This window comes from Nocardia sp. CC213A, from assembly GCF_030766805.1.
Classification (GTDB): Bacteria; Actinomycetota; Actinomycetes; order Mycobacteriales; family Mycobacteriaceae; genus Nocardia; species Nocardia otitidiscaviarum.
Window position 1 is genome coordinate 22,695 of sequence record NZ_JASFXA010000018.1, and the last position, 22,889, is coordinate 45,583.

Annotated in this window: 19 protein-coding genes, 1 tRNA gene and 1 pseudogene; 11 read left to right on the forward strand and 10 right to left on the reverse strand. The window is 69.2% G+C overall.

Translation table 11 applies throughout. The features are described from left to right. The first annotated feature begins 112 nt into the window (after positions 1-112). The 4 genes and pseudogenes from egtA to egtD all read left to right on the forward strand — a co-directional run bounded on the left by egtA (position 113) and on the right by egtD (position 5,221). Positions 113-1,411: an ergothioneine biosynthesis glutamate--cysteine ligase EgtA gene (gene egtA / locus QJS31_RS27730; RefSeq protein ID WP_282780431.1), complete on the forward strand. Its 1,299-nt coding sequence runs from the start codon at positions 113-115 to the stop codon at positions 1,409-1,411. Further along, the gene (egtB, locus tag QJS31_RS27735) at positions 1,408-2,748 is read left to right on the forward strand and encodes an ergothioneine biosynthesis protein EgtB (RefSeq protein ID WP_306358100.1); all 1,341 of its coding nucleotides are present in this window, start codon (positions 1,408-1,410) and stop codon (positions 2,746-2,748) included. Before egtA ends, egtB begins: the two co-directional genes overlap by 4 nt. Next, positions 2,748-2,900 (forward strand): annotated as a pseudogene (locus QJS31_RS27740) (ergothioneine biosynthesis protein EgtC); the annotation flags it as partial. The gene egtB and the pseudogene QJS31_RS27740, both read left to right, overlap by 1 nt. Positions 2,901-4,249: 1,349 nt before the next feature. Beyond that, positions 4,250-5,221 (forward strand): L-histidine N(alpha)-methyltransferase, encoded by a 972-nt coding sequence (gene egtD / locus QJS31_RS27750; protein WP_306358101.1) that lies wholly within the window; start codon positions 4,250-4,252, stop codon positions 5,219-5,221. 504 nt (positions 5,222-5,725) lie between these two features. Here the strand turns inward: egtD and QJS31_RS27755 are convergent. From QJS31_RS27755 to QJS31_RS27780, 6 genes are all read right to left on the reverse strand, one after another. After that, complete coding sequence (locus tag QJS31_RS27755) at positions 5,726-6,361, reverse strand: DUF2461 domain-containing protein (protein WP_306358102.1); 636 nt, start codon at positions 6,359-6,361, stop codon at positions 5,726-5,728. A gap of 5 nt (positions 6,362-6,366) precedes the next feature. After that, positions 6,367-7,182, reverse strand: coding sequence for a hypothetical protein (locus tag QJS31_RS27760; protein WP_306358103.1), 816 nt, complete (start codon positions 7,180-7,182; stop codon positions 6,367-6,369). Between the two features lie 79 nt (positions 7,183-7,261). Next, positions 7,262-7,570, reverse strand: a complete 309-nt coding sequence (locus tag QJS31_RS27765) for a hypothetical protein (RefSeq protein ID WP_029931257.1) — start codon at positions 7,568-7,570, stop codon at positions 7,262-7,264. A gap of 140 nt (positions 7,571-7,710) precedes the next feature. Continuing rightward, a complete protein-coding gene (locus QJS31_RS27770) occupies positions 7,711-8,691 on the reverse strand; it encodes a ribose-phosphate diphosphokinase (protein ID WP_029931258.1) in 981 nt (326 codons plus the stop codon). Next, entirely contained in the window at positions 8,688-10,169 is a 1,482-nt protein-coding gene (glmU, locus tag QJS31_RS27775) for a bifunctional UDP-N-acetylglucosamine diphosphorylase/glucosamine-1-phosphate N-acetyltransferase GlmU (protein ID WP_143979380.1), read from the reverse strand. The genes QJS31_RS27770 and glmU overlap by 4 nt, the downstream gene beginning before the upstream one ends. Before the next feature lie 76 nt (positions 10,170-10,245). After that, positions 10,246-10,316: transfer RNA gene (locus QJS31_RS27780), tRNA-Gln, on the reverse strand. Positions 10,317-10,680: 364 nt separating this feature from the next. Here QJS31_RS27780 and QJS31_RS27785 point away from each other — a divergent pair. From QJS31_RS27785 to QJS31_RS27810, 6 genes are all read left to right on the forward strand, one after another. Further along, complete coding sequence (locus tag QJS31_RS27785; protein ID WP_029931260.1) at positions 10,681-11,295, forward strand: TetR/AcrR family transcriptional regulator; 615 nt, start codon at positions 10,681-10,683, stop codon at positions 11,293-11,295. 216 nt (positions 11,296-11,511) lie between these two features. Beyond that, complete coding sequence (locus tag QJS31_RS27790) at positions 11,512-12,159, forward strand: TetR/AcrR family transcriptional regulator (protein WP_029931261.1); 648 nt, start codon at positions 11,512-11,514, stop codon at positions 12,157-12,159. Between the two features lie 94 nt (positions 12,160-12,253). Further along, a complete protein-coding gene (mfd, locus tag QJS31_RS27795; protein ID WP_306358104.1) occupies positions 12,254-15,871 on the forward strand; it encodes a transcription-repair coupling factor in 3,618 nt (1,205 codons plus the stop codon). After that, positions 15,868-16,599 (forward strand): MazG family protein, encoded by a 732-nt coding sequence (locus QJS31_RS27800; RefSeq protein WP_372341555.1) that lies wholly within the window; start codon positions 15,868-15,870, stop codon positions 16,597-16,599. Before mfd ends, QJS31_RS27800 begins: the two co-directional genes overlap by 4 nt. 185 nt (positions 16,600-16,784) lie before the next feature. Continuing rightward, on the forward strand, positions 16,785-17,480 hold the full coding sequence (locus tag QJS31_RS27805) for a sensor domain-containing protein (protein WP_306358105.1): 696 nt from the start codon (positions 16,785-16,787) through the stop codon (positions 17,478-17,480). 104 nt (positions 17,481-17,584) lie between these two features. After that, complete coding sequence (locus QJS31_RS27810; RefSeq protein ID WP_306358106.1) at positions 17,585-18,406, forward strand: DUF5602 domain-containing protein; 822 nt, start codon at positions 17,585-17,587, stop codon at positions 18,404-18,406. Between the two features lie 66 nt (positions 18,407-18,472). Here the strand turns inward: QJS31_RS27810 and QJS31_RS27815 are convergent, their stop codons facing one another. The 3 genes from QJS31_RS27815 to QJS31_RS27825 all read right to left on the reverse strand — a co-directional run bounded on the left by QJS31_RS27815 (position 18,473) and on the right by QJS31_RS27825 (position 19,953). Beyond that, positions 18,473-18,769 carry an MTH1187 family thiamine-binding protein gene (locus tag QJS31_RS27815; RefSeq protein WP_306358107.1) on the reverse strand — a complete coding sequence of 99 codons (297 nt, stop codon included), beginning with the start codon at positions 18,767-18,769 and terminating at the stop codon, positions 18,473-18,475. Further along, on the reverse strand, positions 18,769-19,344 hold the full coding sequence (locus QJS31_RS27820; protein ID WP_039817089.1) for a TerD family protein: 576 nt from the start codon (positions 19,342-19,344) through the stop codon (positions 18,769-18,771). The genes QJS31_RS27815 and QJS31_RS27820 overlap by 1 nt, the downstream gene beginning before the upstream one ends. 132 nt (positions 19,345-19,476) lie before the next feature. Then, on the reverse strand, positions 19,477-19,953 hold the full coding sequence (locus tag QJS31_RS27825) for a pyridoxamine 5'-phosphate oxidase family protein (protein WP_186000682.1): 477 nt from the start codon (positions 19,951-19,953) through the stop codon (positions 19,477-19,479). 511 nt (positions 19,954-20,464) lie between these two features. Here QJS31_RS27825 and QJS31_RS27830 point away from each other — a divergent pair. Further along, entirely contained in the window at positions 20,465-21,919 is a 1,455-nt protein-coding gene (locus QJS31_RS27830) for a stealth family protein (RefSeq protein ID WP_372341556.1), read from the forward strand. A 7-nt stretch (positions 21,920-21,926) separates the two neighbouring features. Here the strand turns inward: QJS31_RS27830 and QJS31_RS27835 are convergent, their stop codons facing one another. Further along, a complete protein-coding gene (locus tag QJS31_RS27835; protein ID WP_282781139.1) occupies positions 21,927-22,880 on the reverse strand; it encodes a phosphodiesterase in 954 nt (317 codons plus the stop codon). Positions 22,881-22,889 lie beyond the last annotated feature (9 nt).

The following is a 22,889-nucleotide window of genomic DNA, read 5'->3' on the forward strand; positions in this document are numbered from 1 at the left end:
AATCAACCGTCCGGCCTGCGGTGTTCCCCATTTCGTCACTTTTGGTGTCGGACACCGTCGCTACTCTGGTTTGGTCGGCGTGCGTCGCCCCGACCCGAGAGCGGAGGTTGACATGGCTGTGACCGCATCCCGCACGAAGCCGCCGGGCACGGTGCTCACGGATGCGCGTGCGGATTCCGCACCCGAGGTAGGGCTGTCCTCCCGGGCCGCGGCCGAGGCGTATATCGGAGGTGTCTGCTTCAAGCTCGGTCCACCGGCGCTCATCGGAGCCGAACTGGAGTGGCTCACCGCCCGGGGTGAGTGTTCGGCCCGTGATTCGCGTCCGGACCCGACTGTGCTCGCGGACGCGCTGGGACCCTATGCGCCACAGTCCATTTCCCCCGATTCTCCGGCCGTCGAACTGCCCGGGGGAAGCCGGGTCACCCTGGAGCCGGGTGGCCAGATCGAATTGTCCAGCGCCCCTTTCCCGAATGCCGCGGAACTGTGTGAGCGCCTGCGATACGACGCCTCCCTGCTGCGGGAGCTGCTCGAATTCCGAGGTATCCGAACCTATTCCGCCGCCGCCGACGCCGAGCGCGCGGCCCGGCGGGTGCTGCGGCTGCCGCGTTACCGCGCCATGGAGCGGGCCTTCGCCGGTATCGGGCCCTACGGCCTGCTCATGATGTGCAATACCGCCGCCACCCAGGTCAGCGTGGACGCGGGGGCCGATGCCGCGGAGGTCTCGGCCCGCTGGACCGCCCTCTACACCATCGGTCCGGCGCTGGTCGCCGCCTTCGCCTGTTCTCCGGCGCTGCACGGCGCGCCGCAGGGGGAGTGGGCGTCGCAGCGGATGCGCACCTGGCTGCGGTTGGACAATCCGCGCACCCGGCCGCCGGTGCACGAATGGGCGGATCCGGTCAGCGGTTACGCGCGCTGGGCCCTCGATGTCCCGCTGCTGTGCGTGCGCTGCGACGGCGGGGACTGGTCGGCGCCACCGGAGGCGACCTTCGCGGACTGGCTGTGCGGTGCGCTGGACGACGAGATCGGGCGGCGACCCGATCTCGCCGACCTCGACTACCACCTGACCACGCTGTTCCCGCCGGTGCGGGCCTCCGGGCATCTGGAGGTCCGGTATATCGACGCGCAGCCCGGTGCCGGGTGGACGGTGCCCATCCACGCCGTGGAGGCACTGCTGTCGACCCCCGCCGTGGTGGCGGAGGCGACGGCCGTGGCCGCACCGACCGCCGGGCGCTGGCCCGAGGCCGCGCGCGGCGGACTGGACGATCCGGAACTGCGGACGGCCGCCGTGGAACTGCTCGAACTCGCCGCCGCGCACGCCGCGACACCCGAGGCCGCCGCGGAACTCGCGGCGGCGGCGCGGCGCAGCGCGCGAGGTATCAGCCCGACCGAGGAATTCGGAGCTCTCTCATGACGATTCACCTATCCGGCAGCGATCGCGCCGAGACCGAACGGCTGCGCGGACGGATCGCCGACGTGCTGGAACGGGCCCGGCGGCGCACCATCGCCCTCACCGACTGCGTGGACGAGGCCGAACTCGTGGCCCAGCATTCGCGCATCATGAGCCCGCTGGTGTGGGATCTGGCGCATATCGGCAATCAGGAGGAACTCTGGCTGGTCCGCGATGTGGGCGGGCGCGAGCCGGTGCGCGCCGATATCGACGAACTGTACGACGCGTTCAAGCACGCGCGAGCGAATCGTCCGGCGCTGCCGCTGCTGTCGCCGTCGGAGGCCCGCACGTACGTGGGCACCGTGCGGGACAAGGTGTGGGATGTGCTGGACCGCAGTCCCTTACACGGTGGTGAGCTGGTCGAGCAGGGGTTCGCGTTCGGCATGATCGCCCAGCACGAGCAGCAGCACGACGAGACCATGCTGGCCACGCATCAGCTGCGGACGGGGGAGGCGGTGCTCTCGGCACCGCCCGCACCGTCGGCGCGGGTGCCGGTGAGCGGGGAGATCGTGATCCCGGCGGGCGAATTCACCATGGGCACCGACACCGATCCGTGGGCACTGGACAACGAGCGGCCCGCGCATCCGGTGTGGGTGCCGGGCTTCGCCATCGACGCCGCACCGGTCACCAACGAGCAGTATCTGGAGTTCATCGCCGACGGCGGCTACGACCGGCCTGAGCTGTGGTCCGAGCACGGCTGGGCGCACCGGATCGAAGCCGGGTTGGTGGCACCGCAGTTCTGGGAGCAGGACGGCGGCGGCCGGTGGTGGCGAAGGGTTTTCGGCACCATGGCCCCGGTGCGGCCGCGGCAGCCGGTGGTGCACGTGTGCTGGTTCGAGGCCGAGGCGTACGCCACCTGGGCGGGCAAGCGACTGCCCACCGAGGCGGAATGGGAGAAGGCGGCCCGATTCGATCCGAATACCGGCCGCTCCCAGCGCTATCCGTGGGGCGAGGACGAACCCTCCGAGGCCACCGCCAATCTCGGGCAGCGGTACCTGGAACCGGCGGAGGTCGGCGCGTATCCCGCCGGTGCGTCACCGCTCGGCGTCCACCAGCTCGTCGGTGACGTCTGGGAGTGGACCGCCTCCGGTTTCGACCCCTATCCGGGTTTCCGCGCCTTCCCCTATCGCGAATACTCCGAGGTCTTCTTCGGGGGTGACTACCGGGTGCTGCGCGGCGGCTCCTTCGGCGCGGACCCGGTGGCCTGCCGCGCCACCTTCCGCAACTGGGACCACCCCATCCGCCGCCAGATCTTCTCCGGCTTCCGCCTGGCCCGCGACCTGCGATCGGACGACCGCTGATGTGCCGCCACATCGGCTACGTCGGCCCGTCGATCCCCGTCGGCGACCTGCTCACCCGCGGCCCGCACTCCCTGCGCACCCAGTCCTGGGCACCCCGCGACATGCGCGGCGGCGGCACCATCAATGCCGACGGCTTCGGCCTGGCCTGGTGGCTTCCCACCGCGGCGGCCCCCGCCGACCACGGCGCGGGCACCGCCTGGCACGGCGGCACCGCCCCGGACGTGACCGCCTTCGCCCGCGCCGAGCCTGAAACGGCCGCATACCCGGACACAGCGGATGCGGCGACGGTCGCACCGCGGCGATCGGACATCGAATACAGTTCCCCCCACCAATCGGGCGAACCACCTCGGCTCGGACACCCGAAGTCGGATCCCGACACAGCGGACCCCGAGCATGGTTCCGCGTCGCCCGGTGGCGGCACCACCCCCGCAGCGGCCGATGGCGGTGGCGGGTCCGGCACGGCCGGTGTCGGCGAATCCGGTGCGGGTAATCGTGGTGGGGCGGGGGCGTTGTCGGTCAGCCGTTACCGCAATGCCGCGCCGATCTGGACCGATCCGGCCGTGGACGAGGTGCTGCCGCAGATCCGCTCCACGGCGGTGCTGGGTGCGGTGCGCTCGGCGACGGTCGGGCTGCCGCTGGACCGGGGGGCCTGCGCGCCCTTCGTTCGTGGTCGCTGGGCGTTCAGCCACAACGGGGCCATTCCGGGGTGGCGCGACGTGCTGGCCGATACCGCGGCGGAGTTCGGTGCGCCGCCGTTGCTGGAGGCGGAGTCGCTGACCGACTCCGCCGTTCTCTGGGTGATCCTGCACGACCTGCTCGATCGGACATCCGGCGGCGACGCCGAATCCATTGCGCACGTGCGGACCTCGACAGCGCGGCAGCGTGAATGGGTACGCGGTGACAACGGAGTCGGCGCGGGCCGCGGAGACGACAGCTCGGCCGGTGTGAGCGGGGTCGCCCGTGGCGGAGCTGCTCATAACGGGGACGGTGACAGCGGGGCTCCGGACAGCGGGATCGCCGCTGGTGAGCCGGGCGGCGCGCGGGCAGCGCGCGACCTCGCACCCGCGGTGGCTCGTACCGTTGCGCTCGATTCGGCTCGTGCGACGTCGGCGCGGGGCGATTCCGGCGCTGGCCGCGCCGCGGAAGTGGTCACGCGGGGGCAGGGGGACCCGCCGAGCGCGGCCGTGCGGGAACCCGGTGTTCTCGGCCCGGGGGCGGGCGTCGATCCGGCTGCCGCGCTGCGGCTGGTCATGGCGGCGGTCCTACGGCGGTCGCCGAAAGCTCGGCTGAATCTGCTGCTGGGGGACGGGGAGACCTGGTGGGCCACGACGTGGCACCACTCGTTGTCGGTGCTGGTCACCGACACTTCCGCGATTGTCGCCTCGGAGCCCTACGACGACGATCCACGGTGGCGGGCGATCGCCGATCGCCAGGTGGTCGTCGCGGGGCCGGGGCGGCTGGTCGTGGAGGACCTGGCTATCGAAACGGAAAGGGCGCGCTCATGACTGCCGCGACGCTGGAGATTCATCTGACCGACGACGACCTGACCGCGGCGCTGCGGTCGGACGCCCGGACCGGGCTCACGGCGACACCGAAATGGCTGCCGCCCAAATGGTTCTACGACGCGCGCGGCAGTGAACTGTTCGAACTCATCACCGAACTGCCCGAGTACTACCCGACGCGCACCGAGCGGGCGCTGCTGGAGCGGGTGGTGGGGGAGATCGCGCGCACGGCGCAGGCCGAGGTGCTGGTGGAGCTGGGGGCCGGATCGGCCGCCAAGACCCGTCTGCTGCTCAGTGCGTTGAGCGCCGAGGGTCCGCTGAAAACATATGTGCCGCAGGATGTGTCGGCCACCGCGCTGCGGTCGGCGGCGGATGAGATCGCCGCCGAGTTCCCCGCGCTCGCCGTACACGGCGTGGTCAGCGATTTCACCGCCACCCTGGACAATCTGCCGCGCGGCGGACGGCGCATGATCGCCTTCCTCGGCGGCACCATCGGCAATCTGGTTCCCGCCGAGCGCGCCGAGTTCCTGGCCGGAATCCACGCCGTGCTGGAGCCAGGGGAACAGCTGCTGCTCGGTGCGGGACTGGTCATCGACCCGGCGGTCCTGGTGCCCGCCTACGACGACGCCGCCGGAGTCACCGCGGAGTTCAACCGGAATGTGCTGCGAGTGCTGAACTCTCGACTGAACGCCGACTTCGATCCGGAGAAGTTCGCCCATGTAGCGCGGTGGGACACCGACAACGAGTGGATCGAAATGCGCCTGGAGGCCACCGAGTCCATGACCGTGACGGTCCGCGACCTCGACCTCACCGTCGATTTCGCCGCGGGCGAGCAGATGCGCACCGAAATCTCCGCCAAGTTCCGCCGCGAAGGACTCGAAACCGAACTGGACGCAGCGGGTTTCGCCACCGAGCGGGTATGGACCGACCCGGACAGCCGCTTCGCGCTCGTACTCGCCGAGCGGCGCTGATCACCCGGCCGAGCGACGCTGACCACCGGGGTGAAGGTCGGCACCGCGCTGATATATGGGTAGGCCATGTACACCAGGCCGATGAGCAGCACCAGCTGGACGATCTGATTGCGGGAGAACCGGGTGATCTGCGCGGCCTCGATGCGGTCCTGCCCGGTCTGGTGCGCCACCTGATCGCGTGCGAACGCCGCAGTGTGGCGGGTAGGCAGGAGGGCCGAGTTGCCGCGCAGAGGCGCTACTGCGGTGTGCCGCGCGATGGGATCGCGGGCGGTGTGCTGAAGGGCGGCGGACCCACGGCGTGCCGAACGGCGAGACCGCAGCGGGCGACGGTAGCGGGAACGCGGTGGGCGGCTACGACAGCGCTACGGCGGACAATTGCCGGTCTGCGGCGTATCGCGTGGACTTTGTCGGGTCGCGGTGGGGCGGCTGATGGTGGCGGAGTGGTGGATTCGGAGCGGGTTTGTGGTGTGGTGAGGGGCTGAGGTGGCCGCTGTGTGGACGTGGTCAGCGCTGGGCCGTGACCGCTGCCAGCCATTCCACCAGGGGCCGCAGGTCCTCCCAGGCGGTGCGCACCTGCCCGGCGGCCTTCGCGGTGGTCAACCAGGCGGGTGCGCCGAAATCCCGGGTGGCGACGAGGGATTGGTGGCGCAGCAGGTCGATGCGGGGGTGGTCGGCGGTGAAACCCTTGGGTTTCGTCCTCAGCTTGTCGCCGCCGATGGTGTATCCGGCGGCATTCACCTGGTCGAGCAGGCGTTCCAGTTCCGCCCCGCGCACCGCGTCGTCGATGGCGGTGCGCAGGGCGGCCCGCTGGGCGGGCGAGGCCGTGTACAGCCCGCCCGCCACGAACAGGCCGCCCGCGCCGATCTGCACGTACCATCCGCACGATTCGGCGGTGTGCACCACCGCACCCTGGTGGTTCTTGTACGGCGACTTGTCCTTCGAGAACCGCACGTCCCGGTACGGCCGGAAGATCTTGGCCGGGCCGAAGTCCGGTTCCAGCTCGGCCGCCAGCGCCCGCATGGGGTCGCGCACCGACTCCTCCCAGATCCGCTTGTGCGCATTCCAGAAGGTCTTGGAGTTGTCGGCCTCGAGGTCCTCGTAGAAGTCGAGTCCGGCGAGCGGAAATCCGGTGAACTCCATCGCGATCAGTTGGACACCAGATCGGTGCCGACGATGGCGAACCCGATGAGGAGGCCGAGGACCATGCAGACACCGGAGGCGATGGCCGCCCACTTGCCCAGCGGTTCGCCCTTGCTGTTGCCCACCACGCCCAGGATGATGCCCGCGATACCGAATCCGGGCGGACAGAACAGCAGCGCGATCCCCGCGCAGACGAATCCGATGATGGAGAAGATCTGGGTGCGGGGCTGCTGCGGCGTGCCGTATGCCTGCTGCGGATACGGCTGGTAGCCCTGCTGGCCGTAAGGCTGCTGGCCGTAAGGCTGCTGCCCGTACCCGGGCTGCTGCTGCCCATAGGGCTGTTGCCCATACCCGGGCTGCTGCTGCCCGTATCCCGGCTGACCGTAGGGTTGTTGCCCATACGGCGGTTGTTCGGCGGGCTGTCCGTACGGCTGCGGATACCCACCCTGGGCCTGATCACCCGGCCGGGAGCCGTACTGCCCGCCCGCGGGGTACTGCGGCGGCTGCGGGTACTGACCGGGCGGCGGCGCGCTCTCCCAGGACGACGGTGCGCCTGCCCCTGACGGCGGCTGGGCCTCTCCGGACGACGGCTGGGTCTCCCTGGACGGCGGCGCGCTCTCTCCGGACGGCGGCGCCCCCTTCTGGAGAGACGGGGTACCGCTGTCGGACGGACGCTCCCCGGTATCCGAACCGCCGGGAGCCTCCGGGTCCTGCCCGGGCAGCCCGTACTGTGGCACACCGGGCGCGGAGTCCGGAATGCGCCGTGTCACGTCGTCTCCCGGCTCGTCACCGGCCTTCGGGTCGTTCGGTGGGGTGCTCATGACGCGCCCTCCTCACTGGTGCTGTGAACGCTTTCCATGGGTATCACAGCGCAGGTGGTTTCGGCGAAAGAGCGCCGGTTCAGTCGCCCGGTTCGTCCACGATCTCGAGGGCCGCGACCTCGGCGGGCCGGTCGTCCTCGGCGCGTGCTTCCTCGCGTCGCCGGCGGCGCGTCCACTCCTGGTCGAGTTCGCTCTCGATGCCGAGACGGCCGTGGTCGTCGTTCTCGCGATTGCGGATGATCAGGTCTTCCGGCGGGTCGGCGATGTAGCGCTCGTACTCGCGGACCTCGTCGGCCTGGTCGTCGTCGCCGAGGTCGTAGTCGAGGTCGGTGTCGTCATCGTCCATGTCGAGGACCTCGTCCATCAACTGGTCGTCGTCATCGGCCATGGGCCACCACCTCTCCGTGCTACAGCACATCGGCAGCAAACAGGTGATCACCTGCTTCGGCTCAACGCTACCGGAAAACCGCCCCGGAAACGGCAAACCCCCGGCACCGATATCGGTGCCGGGGGTTTGCCCTGCGAACCTCAGGCGTTGCCGTTGAAAAGTCCGGTGACGGAACCGTTCTCGAACACCTCGCGGATGGTCTGCGCCAGCAGCGGCGCGATCGACAGCACGGTCAGCGTCGGGAACTTCTTCTCCTCGGTCAGCGGCAGCGTATTGGTGACCACGACCTCCTTCGCCCCGCACTTCGCCAGCCGCTCGGCGGCCGGGCTGGAGAGGATGCCGTGGGTGGCGGCGATGACCACATCGGTCGCGCCCGCCTCCTTGAGCACGTTCACCGCGCCGGCGATGGTGCCGCCGGTGTCGATCATGTCGTCGATCAGGATGCAGGTGCGGCCTTCGACCTCACCGACCACGCGGTTGGCCACCACCTGGTTGGGCACCAGCGGGTCGCGGGTCTTGTGGATGAACGCCATCGGCGCGTCGGCCAGCGCGTTGGCCCACTTCTCGGCCACCTTCACCCGGCCCGCGTCGGGGGAGACGACGGTGACGTTCTCCAGCGGGTAGTTGTTGCGAATGTGCTCGACCAGCTGCACCTGTGCGTGCATGTGATCGACCGGGCCGTCGAAGAAGCCCTGGATCTGATCGGTGTGCAGGTCGACGGTGATGATGCGGTCCGCGCCCGCGGTCTTGAGCAGGTCCGCGATCAGGCGGGCGGAGATGGGTTCGCGGCCGCGGTGCTTCTTGTCCTGGCGGGCGTAGGGGTAGAACGGCAGCACCGAGGTGATCCGCTTGGCCGAACCGCGCTTGAGCGCGTCCAGCATGATCAGGTGCTCCATGACCCACTGGTTCAGCGGAGCCGGGAAGCTCTGGATGACGAAGGCGTCGGAGCCGCGCACCGATTCCTCGAACCGGACGAAGGTCTCGCCATTGGCGAAGTCCCGGGCGGTCTGCGGGGTGACGTGGACATCGAGTGCCTTGGCCACCTCCTCCGCCAACTCGGGATGAGCGCGTCCCGAGAACAGCATCAGGTTCTTCTGGTTGTCGGTAGAGAACGCGGTCACTGACGTTCGCCATCCTTTTGCTCGTTGGTTGTGTCTGCGGCCGCGAGAGCGGCCTCGGCCGCGCGGGCGGCTTCCGTGCCGGGCCGGTTGCGCTGCACCCAGCCCTCCATATTGCGCTGCGCACCACCGGACACGGCGAGCGCACCCGGGGGGACGTTTCTACGCAGCACAGTACCCGCCGCGGTATACGCCCCGTCACCCACCGTCACCGGTGCCACGAACATGGTGTCGCTGCCCGTGCGCACATGGGATCCGACCACCGTGTGGTGCTTCTTCACCCCGTCGTAGTTGACGAAGACGCTGGACGCGCCGATGTTGCTGTGCTCGCCTATCGTCGCATCTCCGACGTAGGTCAGGTGCGGAACCTTGGAATGCGCGCCGATGGTGGCGTTCTTGGTTTCGACGAACGCTCCGAGCTTGCCGGAGACCCCGACCACGGTGCCCGGCCGCAGATAGGTGAAGGGTCCGATAGTCGCGCCCGCCCCGATGGTCGCGCCGTCGCCGTGGGTGCGCACCACCCGCGCGCCGTCGCCGACCACCACATCGGTGAGGGTGCTGTCCGGCCCGATCTCGGCGTCCTCGCCGATCACGGTGTCGCCCAACAGCTGTACGCCCGGCCGGATCACGGCGTCGCGGCCGATGCGCACACCGGCGTCGATCCAGGTGGTGGCCGGGTCGATGACGGTGACCCCGGAGCGCATGTGCCGCTCCACGATGTAGCGGTTGAGCGTGCGCCCGGCCTCGGCCAGCTGCACCCGGTCGTTGACGCCGGTGACCTTGGCCCAGTCCAGCAGCCGCGCCCCGTGCACCGCGTGCCCGGCCTCGCGGGCCAGCTTCAGCACATCGGTGAGGTACAGCTCGTGCCGGGCGTTGGCGGTGTCGATGCGGCCGATCATGACCCGCAGCACCGCGGCGTCGAACACGTAGACGCCCGAGTTGACCTCGGTGATGGCGGCCTGTTCGGGGGTGGCGTCGGCGTGCTCCACGATCTCGAGTACGCGGCCGTCGGCGTCGCGCACGATGCGGCCGTAGCCGTTCGGGTCGTCGGGTTCGAAGGTGAGCACGGTGACCGCGGAGCTGTCGGCGTAGCTGCGGTGCTCGTCGAGCAGGGCGTTGAGGGTGTGCCCGTCGAGCAGGGGCACATCGGCGTAGGTGACCAGCAGGTCGCCGGAGAAGTCGGCGGGCAGGGCGGTGAGCGCGCACTGCACCGCGTGCCCGGTGCCGCGCTGCTCCTCCTGCACGGCGAGGGTGACCTCACGTCCGAGTTCCGCGCTCACCCGCCCGACGGCCGCTCCCACTTGTTCGCGGTCGTGCCCGACCACGGTGATGAGATGCGCGGGGTCGATCTCGTTCGCCGCATGCAGCGCGTGCGCGAGCATGCTTCGGCCGCCCAGTGGGTGCAATACCTTGGGGGTCTTGGACCGCATTCGGGTTCCGGCTCCGGCGGCGAGAACGACGACGGCGGTCTGCTGTGGCATGGATCTCCCTCGGCTGCCTGTCATCGTTAGTGGGGCTGTCGTGGTGGGCACATGGCCTTCCCGTTGGCAAGACTTGCTCCGCCGCCAGGACTCGAACCTGGACAAACTGAACCAAAATCAGTTGTGCTGCCATTACACTACGGCGGATTGCACACCGGCGGACCGTTTGGTACGCCCGTGCGTCATGGCATGCGGGAACGATCCTCGCATGAAGACGCGGCCACCCGCCACTCTCCCCCGCCGCCCCGCGTCGTTCGCCGGTCGTAGGGTGCTCCGCGACCCTCGCCGTGGACCGGCGGTGGACGACGTGGCCGAGTTTTGGTCGTTCCCGGTGAGTTACCCGGAACCATGCTAGATCAGTTGTTGCGTTTCACGAACGCGAAGGAGCGAATCGCACGGGTGGATGAGCGCCGAGGCGGCACGATCTGAAACAGTTGTAGGACAGTCGGTTGGATCGCAGGGAGGCGAAGCGGTGGGTTCGGGTGAGGGGAACCGCGTGTCGCGCCCGCGCATGACCGGGACCCAGCGACGGCAGCAGCTGATCGAGATCGGGCGGGCGCTGTTCGCCGAGCGGGGCTACGACGCGACGTCGATAGAGGAGATCGCGCAGCGGGCCCAGGTCTCGAAACCCGTGGTGTACGAGCATTTCGGGGGTAAGGAAGGGTTGTACGCGGTGGTGGTGGACCGCGAGATGTCCACCTTGCTCGACATGATCACCGCCTCCCTCACCCAGAACCGGTCGCGGGTGCGGCTGGAACAGGTGGCGCTGGCGTTGCTCACCTATATGGAGGAGCGCACCGACGGGTTCCGCATCCTCATGCGCGACCAGCCCGCCTCCGCCGCCGAGGGCACCTACTCCAGCCTGCTCAACGAGGCGGTGAATCAGGTGGCGCACATACTCGCCGGGGATTTCGAAAAGCGAGGTTTCGATACGAGCCTCGCGACCCTGTACGCGCAGGCGCTGGTCGGCATGGTGGCGACCGCGGCCACCTGGTGGCTGGACGAACGGCAGCCCTCCAAGGAAGTGGTCGCCGCGCACCTGGTGAATCTGTGCTGGAACGGTCTCACACATTTGGAAGCGGACCCCAAGCTGGCGTCGGAATGGCCCGCCCGCAAAGGGGTATGAACACGGTCACGTGAAATGTCGGTTATGCGGGGGCGGAACTGGACAGTTAACCAGCGAATTGCGAAGGAGGACGGGCCGAATGCTCGAATCGGCTGGCGGCGCGCAGTCGGGTGGTACGGTTCACCCATCCTTCGAGTGCTGTTCGAGCTGTGATGTCGGTCTACTTCGGGATGTCGGTCTACTTCAGGATGGCTGGTTTGATGACAGGCGGATCTGATGGCTAGGCAAGCGCGTGCGGAGATCACTCGCGATTCCGTGCTCGCGGGTGCTGCCGATGTCTTTCTGCGACTGGGCTACGCGAACGCGAGCCTGTCGGAGATCATCGCGCAGTCGAATGTGACCAAGGGCGCCTTGTACTTTCACTTCGGCTCGAAGGAAGAACTGGCGCGCGCGGTGGTCGACCAGGGCAATGAGCGACTGGTCAGCGCCTGCCAGGGCTTCTTCGATCCGCGCGTGCCCGCCCTGGAGGCGTGCATCGGGATCACCTACGTGGTCGCGGACCTGACCATGAACGATCCGATGGTCGGCGCCATGCTCAAACTGACCCACCAGATCGGCGACTACCGCGGCGCGAACGGCGACAACATCGCCAAGACCTGGGGTGAGACCCACCGTTTGCTCGCCGAACGCGCCATCGCCCAGGGCGACCTGAAGCCGGACCTCGACCCTGAGACCATCGGCCTGCTGCTGCAGGAGATGACCACCGGCGTGCACATCGTCGCCGTCAGCACCGATTCCATCGACCAGATGGCGAACCGCATGGAACGCGCCTGGTACTTCCTGCTCCCCTCCATCGTCCCGGAGGAGAAGGTGGCCTACTTCCGCGAGTTCGCCGCCCGCCGCCTGCGCCGCTACGTGCTGTAATTTCGCCGCGTGGGGCGGCGGGGTGCGGTGTCGGCGTGAACTACTAGACTCGGTTGGCCGTCCGAATCGCTGATCCGCGCCCAGGAGTCTGCCCATGCCCTCGAACCGACCACCCCTGGCTGGATTGGCCACGGCGGCCGCAGCTGATACCGCGTTGCGGCAGGTCGCGGGGCTGATCGGGCGGGAGTCGGCCAGGCTGGTCGCGCCGTCGGCGGTGCGGCCCTTTGTGGCGGCGACCATTGCCGAGCAGCGACCGCTGGTGGTGGTGACGGCCACCGGGCGGGAGGCCGACGACCTCACCGTGGAACTCGCGGAGATCCTGGGCGACGCCGTGGCGCAGTTCCCGTCGTGGGAGACGCTGCCGCACGAGCGGCTGTCCCCGAGCGCCGACACCGTGGGGCGGCGGCTCCAGGTGCTGCGCCGGCTGGCGCACCCCGACGAGACGCTCTACGGCGAACCGCTGCGCGCGGTGGTGACCACCGTGCGCTCGCTCATGCAACCCATGGCGCGCGGGCTCGGCGATATCGAGCCCATCGTCCTGCGCCTGGGCGCGCAGCACGACTTCGACGAATTGCTCACGCGGCTGGTGGAATTCGCTTACGAGCGGGTCGACATGGTGGGCAAGCGCGGCGAGTTCGCGGTGCGCGGCGGCATTCTCGACCTGTTCCCGCCCACCGCCGATCACCCTGTGCGCGTGGAGTTCTGGGGCGACGAGGTGAGCGAGCTGCGTGCCTTCTCGGTCGCCGACCAGCGCTCGCTGCCCGATATCCCCACCGAGGTGGTGATCGCCCAGCCCTGCCGGGAACTGTTGCTCACCAACGACCTTCGTGAGCGCGCCGGCCAGGTCGCCAGCGAGAACCCGGCCGACGCCGCCCTGGTGGAGATGTTGGACAAGCTGGCACAGGGCATGCCCGTGGAGGGGATGGAGGCGCTGCTGCCGGTGCTGCAACCGGGCGAACTGCGGCTGCTCACCGATGCCCTGCCGGCGCACACCCAGGTGCTGCTCTGTGATCCGGAGAAGATCCGCACCCGCGCGGCCGATCTGGTGCGCACCGGCCAGGAGTTCCTGGAGGCGTCGTGGACGGCCGCCTCCTTCGGCGGGGCCGCGCCGCTGGGCGCGCACGGACTCGACCTCGCCGCCTCCGCCTACCGCGGCCTGGACGAGGTGCACGCCGACGCCGAGCGGCGGGGCCTGGCCTGGTGGACGTTGAGCCCGCTGGCCGCCGACGATCCGAACGAGATCGCGCTGCCGGTGCTGTCCGCCCCCGCCGCCCGCGGATCCGAGGAACTGGTCGCCACCATCTTCGCGTCGCTGCGCGCCCACGTCACCACCGGCGGGCGCGCGGTCATCGTGGTCGCGGGACACGGTACGGCGCAGCGCGTGCTGGAGCGGCTGCGCGACGCCGAGGTGCCCGCCACGGCGTTGGAGCCGGGGGCGCGGCCGGTCGACGGTCTGGTCGGCGTGCTGTGCGGTTCGCTGCACGACGGCATCGTGTTCGACGACGCCAAGCTGGTGGTGGTCGCGGAATCCGATCTCACCGGCAATCGCGTCACCGCCCCGCAGGAGGGCAAGAAGCTCGCCGCCCGCCGCCGCAATCAGGTCGACCCGCTGGCGCTGCGGGCCGGGGACATGGTCGTGCACGATCAGCACGGCATCGGCCGCTTCGTGGAGATGATCGAACGCACCGTCGGCGGTGCCCGCCGCGAATACCTGGTGATCGAGTACGCGCCGTCCAAGCGCGGCCAGCCCGGTGACCGGCTGTTCGTCCCCATGGACGCCCTCGACCAGCTCTCCCGCTATGTCGGCGGCGAGATGCCGTCGCTGTCCAAACTCGGCGGCTCCGACTGGGCGAACACCAAGCGCAAGGCGCGCAAGGCGGTGCGCGAGATCGCCACCGAGCTGGTGCAGCTGTACGCGGCGCGCCAGGCCGCGCCCGGTCACGCCTTCGGCCCGGACACGCCGTGGCAGCAGGAGATGGAGGACGCCTTCGCCTTCACCGAGACCGCCGACCAGCTCACCGCCATCGCCGAGGTGAAGGCGGATATGGAGAAGTCGGTGCCGATGGACCGCGTGGTCTGCGGCGACGTCGGCTACGGCAAGACCGAGATCGCGGTGCGCGCCGCCTTCAAGGCGGTGCAGGACGGCAAGCAGGTGGCGGTGCTGGTGCCCACCACACTGCTGGCGCAGCAGCATCTGCAGACCTTCGTCGAGCGCACCGCGGGCTTCCCGGTGACGGTGAAGGGCCTCTCGCGCTTCACCGACGCCGCCGAATCGCGCGAGATCCTGGAGGGGATGGCCGCCGGTGACGTGGATATCGTCGTCGGCACCCACCGGCTGCTCCAGACCGGCGTCCGGTGGAAGGATCTGGGCCTGGTCATCATCGACGAGGAACAGCGGTTCGGCGTCGAGCACAAGGAGCACATCAAGGCGCTGCGCACGCACGTGGACGTGCTCACCATGTCGGCCACGCCGATTCCGCGCACCCTGGAGATGTCGCTGGCCGGAATTCGCGAGATGTCCACCATCCTCACCCCGCCCGAGGAACGGCATCCGATCCTCACCTACGTCGGCGCGTACAACGACAAGCAGGTGGCCGCTGCCATTCGCCGCGAGCTGCTCCGCGACGGCCAGGTGTTCTATGTGCACAACCGGGTGTCCTCGATCGACAAGGCGGCCAAGCGGATTCGTGATCTGGTGCCCGAGGCGCGGGTGGTGGTGGCGCACGGCCAGATGAACGAGGACGTGCTGGAGAAGACCGTGCAGGGCTTCTGGGAGCGCGAGTACGACGTGCTGGTGTCCACCACCATCATCGAGACCGGGTTGGACATCTCCAATGCCAACACCCTGATCGTGGAGCGTGCCGACACCCTCGGCCTGTCGCAGCTGCACCAGCTGCGCGGCCGGGTGGGACGCAGCCGCGAGCGCGGCTACGCCTACTTCCTGTATCCGCCGGAGAAGCCGCTCACCGAGACCGCCTACGACCGGCTGGCCACCATCTCGCAGAATTCGGATCTGGGGGCGGGCATGGCGGTCGCCATGAAGGACCTGGAGATTCGCGGTGCGGGCAATGTGCTCGGCGCGGAGCAGTCCGGACATGTGGCCGGGGTTGGCTTCGACCTGTACGTGCGGCTGGTGGGCGAGGCGGTGGAGGCGTACCGCGCCGCCGCCGACGGCAGGCCCATCACCGTGGACGAGGAGGTCAAGGAGGTGCGCATCGACCTGCCCGTGGACGCGCACATCCCGCCCGACTACATCGGCTCGGACCGCCTGCGCCTGGAGGCGTACCGCAAACTCGCCGCCGCACAGGATGATTCGGCCATCGCGGCGGTGGTCGAGGAACTGGTGGACCGCTACGGCCCGCTGCCGGTGGAGGTGGGCCGCCTGGTCTCGGTGGCCAAGCTGAAGCTGCTGGCCCGCGAGTACGGCGTCACCGAGATCGGCGTCACGGGCACCACGTTGAAGATCGCGCCGCTGCAACTGCCGGACTCGAAACAGCTGCGGCTCAAGCGCATCTACCCCAATGCCAGCTACCGCGCCGCCACCGGCATCGTTCAGCTGCCGCTGCCGCGCGTGGAGGACAGCGTCGGCGCGCACCGCATTCGCGATGTGCAGTTGCTCCAGTGGGTGGCCGATCTGCTGCTGGCCCTGGACGGAAAGGCCCAGGGCGCGGTCGATCTCACCGTGGAGACCGAGGTGAGCGCGGCCCGATGAGCGGGGATGCGAACGGGCGCACGGTATCCGGCACCGGACAGGCGGCCGATACCGCCCGCATGACCGAAGCGCTGGCCGAGGCGGTCGATGTCATGGACCGGCTGTGGAACTTCGGCGGTTGGGAGGTGACCCAGACCCACGACTCGCTGCGCCCCTACCTGCTCGAGGAGACCTACGAACTGCTCGACGCGATTCAGCAGGCCGACGCGCCGACCATTCGGGAGGAACTGGGCGATCTACTGCTCCAGGTCCTTTTCCACTCCCGAATCGCCGAAGCCGCAGGCGAGTTCACCGTGGCCGACGTGGCCGCCACCCTGGTGGACAAGCTCACCCACCGCAGCCCGCATCTGCTCGACGACTCGATCGGCCCCGACGCCACCGTCGAGCAGAAGATCGCCGCCCAGGAACGCGCCTGGGAGGAACGCAAATCCACCGAGAAGTCCCGCCGCTCCTGCCTGGACGGCATAGCCATGGCCCAGCCCGCGCTGGCCCTGGCCGAGAAGGTGCTCTCCCGCAGCCGCACAGCGGGCCTGCCGGACCACCTCGTCCCCGACGACCTCCGCACCGTCACCCTCGACCGGGGCGACAGCGCCGAGGAACGCCTCCGCAAGGCCACCCTCACCTTCGCCACCGCCATCCGCACCGCCGAGGACCGCGCCGAAGCGGCACGCGGCACGCGCTCCCCACTCACCGCGGACGACTGGCTCCGCTTCTGGCCCCGAGCCTGACCCGCCCCGGCCACCGCCGACGTCACCGAGTCGCATCGGCATGATCGACGCCGGTGCGGACCACCGCGGCTCGGGTGCCGCGGTGAGCATTCGCCGGTTCCGGTGGACGGGGTGGCGCGGTAGGTTTCGTGGGAACGGTAGCGGGCAATTCCGAGGGTTCGGGATGTCGGTTCTAGGGAGGCGGCATGCGGGGCCGTGGGATTGCGGCGGCGGTGGCCGTGCTGTTCTTGGTGACCGGGTGCGGACAGGTGGTGGGGGGTAGGGCCGAGCCCGATCCGGCGGTGGCGAGCCTGCCGCGGCTGGGGGCGGAGCAGGTGGGGGAGGTGCTGCTGTCGATCTCGGAGATCGAGTCGATCGTGGACACCAGCGGGCTGACGCAGTCGTACGAGGCGGCGAGTACCGCTACGCCCAGTGAGACCATCAGCCCCGCGCGGTGCGCGGCACTGGTGTACACCGGGCACGACAGCGTGTACGGCGGTGACTGGACGGCCTTGCGCACCAGGGTGTTCCGGCAGCCGGGGGACCGGTACACGCATTTCGTCTATCAGACCGTGGTGACGTTCCGGAACTTCCTCGGCGCGGAGGCGCTCGTCGACCGGTACCGCGCGGTCATCGCCGACTGTCGGGATCGAGATGTCACCGTCTCGGCCTCCGGGCAGGATTCGCTGACCTGGCGAGTCGCCGACACCACGCGCTCCGTGCCCGCGGGGCAGGTCGCGGTCGGCTGGACCACCACCGAGCAGGGCGACGACTGGATCTGCGACAACCTCGCGCGCACCACGGGCAATACCGTGATCGAGGCCAGTACCTGTTCGGTCGGCAATGCCCGTGCCGCACAGGTGATCGCGGATCGGATCGCGGCCGAGGTCGGCCGCCGCTGACCCGCTCGCCACTGCGAGGTTTGTGCCATTCGCCCTGATAGGGGGCAGGAAATAGGGGATCGCGGGGCTGTGTCCGAGCACCCGCTCTCCGTACCCTGAACGCCATGCGTTCGCGACGATTCGCCATGGCTGTCGTACTGCTGGGAATTCTGGGGCTCGCGGGGTGCTCCGGGGACGGCGACGCCACGGGCGGCACCTTCTTCGGTCCGGAGCGCGCCCTCGGCGGCGGCACGGCGCGGACCTATGTGGTCGTCGGATCCGACGGCGATCCGATCGAGCTCGGATTGCGTTTCACCGCAGCGGCATTGGACGGCCTGCCGGACCACGACGCGTACGGTGACGCGCTGGCGGGCCGCGCGCCCTTCCCGAAAGCCGAAGTGTACGAACTGCCTTCGCAGGCCCGGGCGGCCGCCTACGACCACATCGCCGTCGACTGGTTGGCGCACGGCCATCCGCCGGTCGGCATCTTCGACGAAGCGCATTTCGACGTGCGGTTCTATCTGCGTGAGCCGGCGGCCGTGGCGGCGATCGACCCCGCGGACGCGGAGTTCGCCACCAAGGCGGCCCGCTTCCCGGCGGCCGAATACCTGCCGCGCGACTATGTTCCGGCGGGTGACCCGGCCACCGAGACCGTACCCGGCGCGGGCCTGCGCTGGGTGGATTCGGCGACGCCGTTCCACCCGCAGACCTACGAGTTCACCCAGGCCGTGCTCGCGGGCACCTGGGACGGCGAGTACCTGTTCGCCGAACCCATGGTCACCCGGGACTGGCTGCTGACCGAACCCGATTTCGCGGCAGAGCTGAAACAGCCTGAGGCGGTGCGGAAATCGGGCCACTACGCCACCGGCTACGCCGTCCGCTACGACGCCGCCAGCCGGGAGTACTCGATCGTCCTGACCGGCCTCACCGAGCGCACCGCGTCCTGACGACCGGCCCGGCGCATCGGCACCGAGGTCGGCCGCTGACCGGATACCTCCCGCACCCCACGCCGGTCACTCCTCGGCGAGGTAGCGCTCCACCGTGTCGACCTTCGCCGTCATGGCCCCCGTCACCCCCGGCCGCACATCGGCCTTGACCACCAGGCTGCACCGCGGCGCGACCGCCAGCACGGCATCGGTGGCCTGCTTGACCACCGCCATCACCTCGTCCCATTCCCCCTCGACGGTGGTGAACATGGCATTGGTCTCATTGGGCAAGCCGCTGGCCCGCACCACCCGAACCGCCTCGGCGACAGCGCGTCCCACGTCCACGCCGCCGCCGAGGGGTGTCACCGAGAAGGCGGCTAGCATTACACGTTGACGCCGTAGTCGCGGGCGATGCCCGCGAGGCCGGACGCGTACCCCTGGCCGATAGCCCGGAACTTCCACTCCGCTCCGTGCCGGTACAGCTCACCGAACACCATGGCGGTCTCGGTGGAGGCGTCCTCGGTCAGGTCGAAGCGGGCCAGCTCCGAACCGGTCGCCGCGTCCACCACCCGGATGTAGGCATTGCGGATCTGCCCGAAGGACTGCCGCCGCGCCTCGGCGTCGTGAATGGACACCGGGAAGAAGACGTTGGTGATCGTCGGCGGCATCGCGGCCAGGTCGACATTGATCACCTCGTCGTCGCCGTCGCCCTCACCGGTGAGATTGTCACCGGTGTGCTCGATGGTCCCCTCCGGCGAGCGCAGGTTGTTGTAGAAGATGAAATGCGCGTCCGACAGCACCCGCATATTCGATCCGCAGGCCAGCGCGCTCGCGTCCAGGTCGTAGTCCGCACCGGTGGTGGTGCGCACGTCCCAGCCGAGGCCGACCTGCACCTTGGTCAGATTGGGGGCCTGCTTGGACAGCGAAACATTTCCGCCCTTGGCCAGGCTGACGCTCATGATCTCCTTCCCCGCGGTGCCCTTCGTACCGCATCCCCACCCGATTATGGTCGAAATGGTGACCTGTTGTGCCAGTTCATTTCTGGAATGGCGGCTCGGACCGCCGGTGATCAGCCCCGTCGCCGCGCGCGGTCAGTCGAGTCCCGCGGCGAGTTCGCGCAGCGCCGCCACGCGTTCTTCCAGATAGCGCAGCTCGCCGGGGTCGAGCACGGTGCGCTGGATACCGGCCGCGACCGTGAACGCCGACTGCCGGTGGTCGTCGATGGCCTCCACCTCGATGGCCACCGCCACATAGTCGCGTGCGGTGGGCATGGGATCGGCGACCACCCGCGCGTTGCCGCGCGCGCACAGTGCCACATCGCCGCCGCCGAGGATGAGCAGTGCCACCTCGGGGCGCTCCCGCAGCCGGGCCAGTGAGCCGCGATCGAATTTCAGGCTCAGCAGAATGCGGTGGTCGCCCGCGCGGACCGGCCACGAGACCGGGATGGCGTGCGGGCCGCCGTCGGTGGTCACGAGCACCGCGATGGTGTCGACCGGCCACTCCGGCAGTGCGTCCAACCGCGGATGGTCTGTCGAGGGCTCCTGACGCTGCTGGGCACGCGTAACCATCTTCGTCACCTCACGATCGTGTCGACGCAGCGGGCTGGACTGCGCTACTTGCAGTGTAAGGCGTTGTGACGCCGACCGGCTGGGCTCCGATGATCACGAACTGCTCACCTGCCGCCGGTTACGGATGTGAAAACCCTTCCGGACCTCGGCACCGATTCGATTGACGAACCGACTTCGGAGGTTCATCATTCGTAACAGTTCCTCGTCCAATCGAGGTCGCGCGAGTAACCGGCCGATGACCGCCCGGTGAAGATCGTCCGCCGCATCCGGCGTCGACGAACGCAGCAGCATCCAACAGGCGCGCGTCGGGCGCGTCGCATGAGTGAGTGAGGTGAGTGCGACATGGGATTCCACCCGCATCGGCAGCGGCTGTATCCGCGCACCATACTCACCGCTCCGTTCTTCTGAATGCGCCCAGCGGATTTCGCGACCCGCCCCGACCACGGGCGGGTCGCGTCGGCCGCATGTGTCCAGACGTGAGGTGATAAGCGCGACAGAGCGGAGAACGGTGATGGTGGATATGGGTGCGGGGCAGCCGGAGACGGTGGAGATGGTGGCGCGGTCGACCGCCGCGAATCTGGCGGTGTCGACGGCGGTGGTGGATGATCTGCGATATCTGCGGGCGGAGCTGATGGCGGCGGAGCTGCCCTTCCTGCTGGTGCGGGACTGCGATCACCGCCTGGTGCTGGCGGTGGACGCCGTGCACCGAGCGGCGCTGTGCCGGGTGCTGGGTGCGGCGATGGTGGCTGGCTTCTCGTGCAATGAGCGGCAGCGCAATGTGTTCCGGCTGGGCCGTGACCTGGATCCGGCGCATCATGTGGAACTCGAACTGTGGGAGTACCACGGCGATACCGTGGAGTGCCCGCGGCCGAACGCCTTGACCCGCACCGTCTTCGACCTGGCCGACGTGGAGCATTCCACGGTGCTGCTCTACGAGCTGAGCTGGCCGACGCTCGCCGGCATGTTCGCGCCCAACGCCACGGACGTGGGTTTCGACATCGACATCGTGTTCTCCTGGGTGGACGGTTCCGATCCGGAGTTCCGGGCGCGGCGCGCGGGCATGATGGCTCAGGTCGTGGTCGGTGAGGGTGACGAGGCCGATGCGCGCATCCGCCAGATCGACGAGTTGCGTTACGCGCTGCGCGCGGTGCACAAGAACGCGCCGTGGATCCGGCGCATCTTCATCGCCACCGACTCCGCCGTGCCGGAGTGGCTCGCCGAGGACCCGAAGGTCACCATTGTCCGTGCCGTGGACCACTTCTCGGACTGCAGCGGGCTGCCGATCTTCAATTCCCATGCGGTGGAATGCCAGTTGCAGCACATCGAGGGTCTGAGCGAGCACTTCCTGTATTCCAACGACGATATGTTCTTCGCTCGCCCGGTGCGCCCGTCCATGTTCTTCACCCCGGCCGGAGTGAGCCGCTTCATCGAGGCGGACACCCGGATCGGGCCGGGCTCGAACAACGAGCGCCGCAGCGGGTTCGAGAACGCCGCGCGGGTGAACCGGGCACTGCTGCGCCAGCGGTTCGGCCATGTCATCACCCGGCATCTGGAGCACACGCCGGTTCCCTTGCGGCGCAGCGTGCTCCACGAGATGGAGCGGGAGTTCGCGGCGGATTTCGCCCGCACCCGCACCAGCCGGTTCCGGGCCGCCACCGATATCTCGGTGACCAATTCGCTCTACCACTACTACGCGCTGTTCACCGGCCGGGCGGTGCCGCAGGAGCGGGCCGAGGTGCGCTATGTCGACACCACCCTCTACACCGGGCTCGCGCTGCTGGACGGGCTGGCCGCCCGGCGCAATGTGGACTTCTTCTGCCTCAACGACGGCAGCTTCCCGGAGGTGCCGGAGGCGGAGCGGGTGCGGGCGGTCTCGGAATTCCTGGAGACCTACTACCCGGAGCCCGCTCCGTGGGAGAAGCCGGCGACGGTGGGCGGAGCGCTGTTCGAATCAGGCGCCGCCTGAACCGATTTCAGCTGACCGATTCGCCGTCGTTCTCGGGCGTGGTGGCCGGTCGCTGCACGACGTGCGGAATCCCGGCGGCCGGCGGGATGACGATGCCCGCGTCCGCGAGCTGGCGCGCCGCCTGCTCCGGGGTGGCCGGTTCCCCGACCGTCGGCCCCGACCCGATCGGCACCACCGAGTGCACCACGGTGTCCGGGTAGATGTGCACGTAGTTGAACGCCTGCGCGCCGTCGCGCCCGCGGATGCCGCCGTGGGCCACCGCCAGGTCCTGGCTGTAGCAGGTCGCCGACGCCACCGACACCGGAATCCCGGCGAAGGTGGCGCTGGTGGAGAAGTGCAGGTGCCCGGCCAGGATGGCGCGCACGTCGGTGCCGTCCAGCACGTCGGCGAGGCGGCGCTGATCGCGCAGTTCCACCGTCACGGCCAGGTCGATCACGCACGGTACCGGCGGATGGTGCATGGCCAGCACGGTCCCGAACGGCGCGGGTTCGGAGAGCACCGTGCGCAGCCATTCCAGCTGGGCCGGGGTGATCTCGCCGTAGTGGTGGCCGGGCACCGTGGTGTCCAGCACCACGACGCGCAACCCGTCGAACATGTGCACCCGGTCGTACGGCGCGGCGGAACCCGGCTCGTCCAACAGGTTCTCGCGCAGTGCGGTGCGGTCGTCGTGATTGCCGACCACCCACACCAGCGGCGCGCCGACCCGCTCGGCGAAGGGCTCCACCAGGTTGCGCAGTTTGGTGTACGCCCCCGGCTCACCGTGGTCGGTGAGGTCGCCGGTGAACACGATGGCGGTCGGGGTGATGCCGCTGGCCTCGGCCTGCGCCAGCAGTTGGGATAGGCGTCGCTCGGCGTCCACCGCGCCGTAGAGCGCGGTGTCGGCGGCGATCAGGTGCGTATCGCTGAAATGGAACAGCACGTGATCGGGTCTCGGGTACTCGGCGACTCTGGTGATGTACACGGACATCCT

Coding starts and splice junctions, on each gene's coding strand:
- egtA (WP_282780431.1), top strand. CDS start 113: ATGGCTGTGACCGCATCCCGCACGAAGCCGCCGGGCACGGTGCTCACG.
- egtB (WP_306358100.1), top strand. CDS start 1,408: ATGACGATTCACCTATCCGGCAGCGATCGCGCCGAGACCGAACGGCTG.
- egtD (WP_306358101.1), top strand. CDS start 4,250: ATGACTGCCGCGACGCTGGAGATTCATCTGACCGACGACGACCTGACC.
- QJS31_RS27755 (WP_306358102.1), bottom strand. CDS start 6,361: ATGGAGTTCACCGGATTTCCGCTCGCCGGACTCGACTTCTACGAGGAC.
- QJS31_RS27760 (WP_306358103.1), bottom strand. CDS start 7,182: ATGAGCACCCCACCGAACGACCCGAAGGCCGGTGACGAGCCGGGAGAC.
- QJS31_RS27765 (WP_029931257.1), bottom strand. CDS start 7,570: ATGGCCGATGACGACGACCAGTTGATGGACGAGGTCCTCGACATGGAC.
- glmU (WP_143979380.1), bottom strand. CDS start 10,169: ATGCCACAGCAGACCGCCGTCGTCGTTCTCGCCGCCGGAGCCGGAACC.
- QJS31_RS27785 (WP_029931260.1), top strand. CDS start 10,681: ATGACCGGGACCCAGCGACGGCAGCAGCTGATCGAGATCGGGCGGGCG.
- QJS31_RS27790 (WP_029931261.1), top strand. CDS start 11,512: ATGGCTAGGCAAGCGCGTGCGGAGATCACTCGCGATTCCGTGCTCGCG.
- mfd (WP_306358104.1), top strand. CDS start 12,254: ATGCCCTCGAACCGACCACCCCTGGCTGGATTGGCCACGGCGGCCGCA.
- QJS31_RS27800 (WP_372341555.1), top strand. CDS start 15,868: ATGAGCGGGGATGCGAACGGGCGCACGGTATCCGGCACCGGACAGGCG.
- QJS31_RS27805 (WP_306358105.1), top strand. CDS start 16,785: ATGCGGGGCCGTGGGATTGCGGCGGCGGTGGCCGTGCTGTTCTTGGTG.
- QJS31_RS27810 (WP_306358106.1), top strand. CDS start 17,585: ATGCGTTCGCGACGATTCGCCATGGCTGTCGTACTGCTGGGAATTCTG.
- QJS31_RS27815 (WP_306358107.1), bottom strand. CDS start 18,769: ATGCTAGCCGCCTTCTCGGTGACACCCCTCGGCGGCGGCGTGGACGTG.
- QJS31_RS27820 (WP_039817089.1), bottom strand. CDS start 19,344: ATGAGCGTCAGCCTGGCCAAGGGCGGAAATGTTTCGCTGTCCAAGCAG.
- QJS31_RS27825 (WP_186000682.1), bottom strand. CDS start 19,953: ATGGTTACGCGTGCCCAGCAGCGTCAGGAGCCCTCGACAGACCATCCG.
- QJS31_RS27830 (WP_372341556.1), top strand. CDS start 20,465: ATGGTGGATATGGGTGCGGGGCAGCCGGAGACGGTGGAGATGGTGGCG.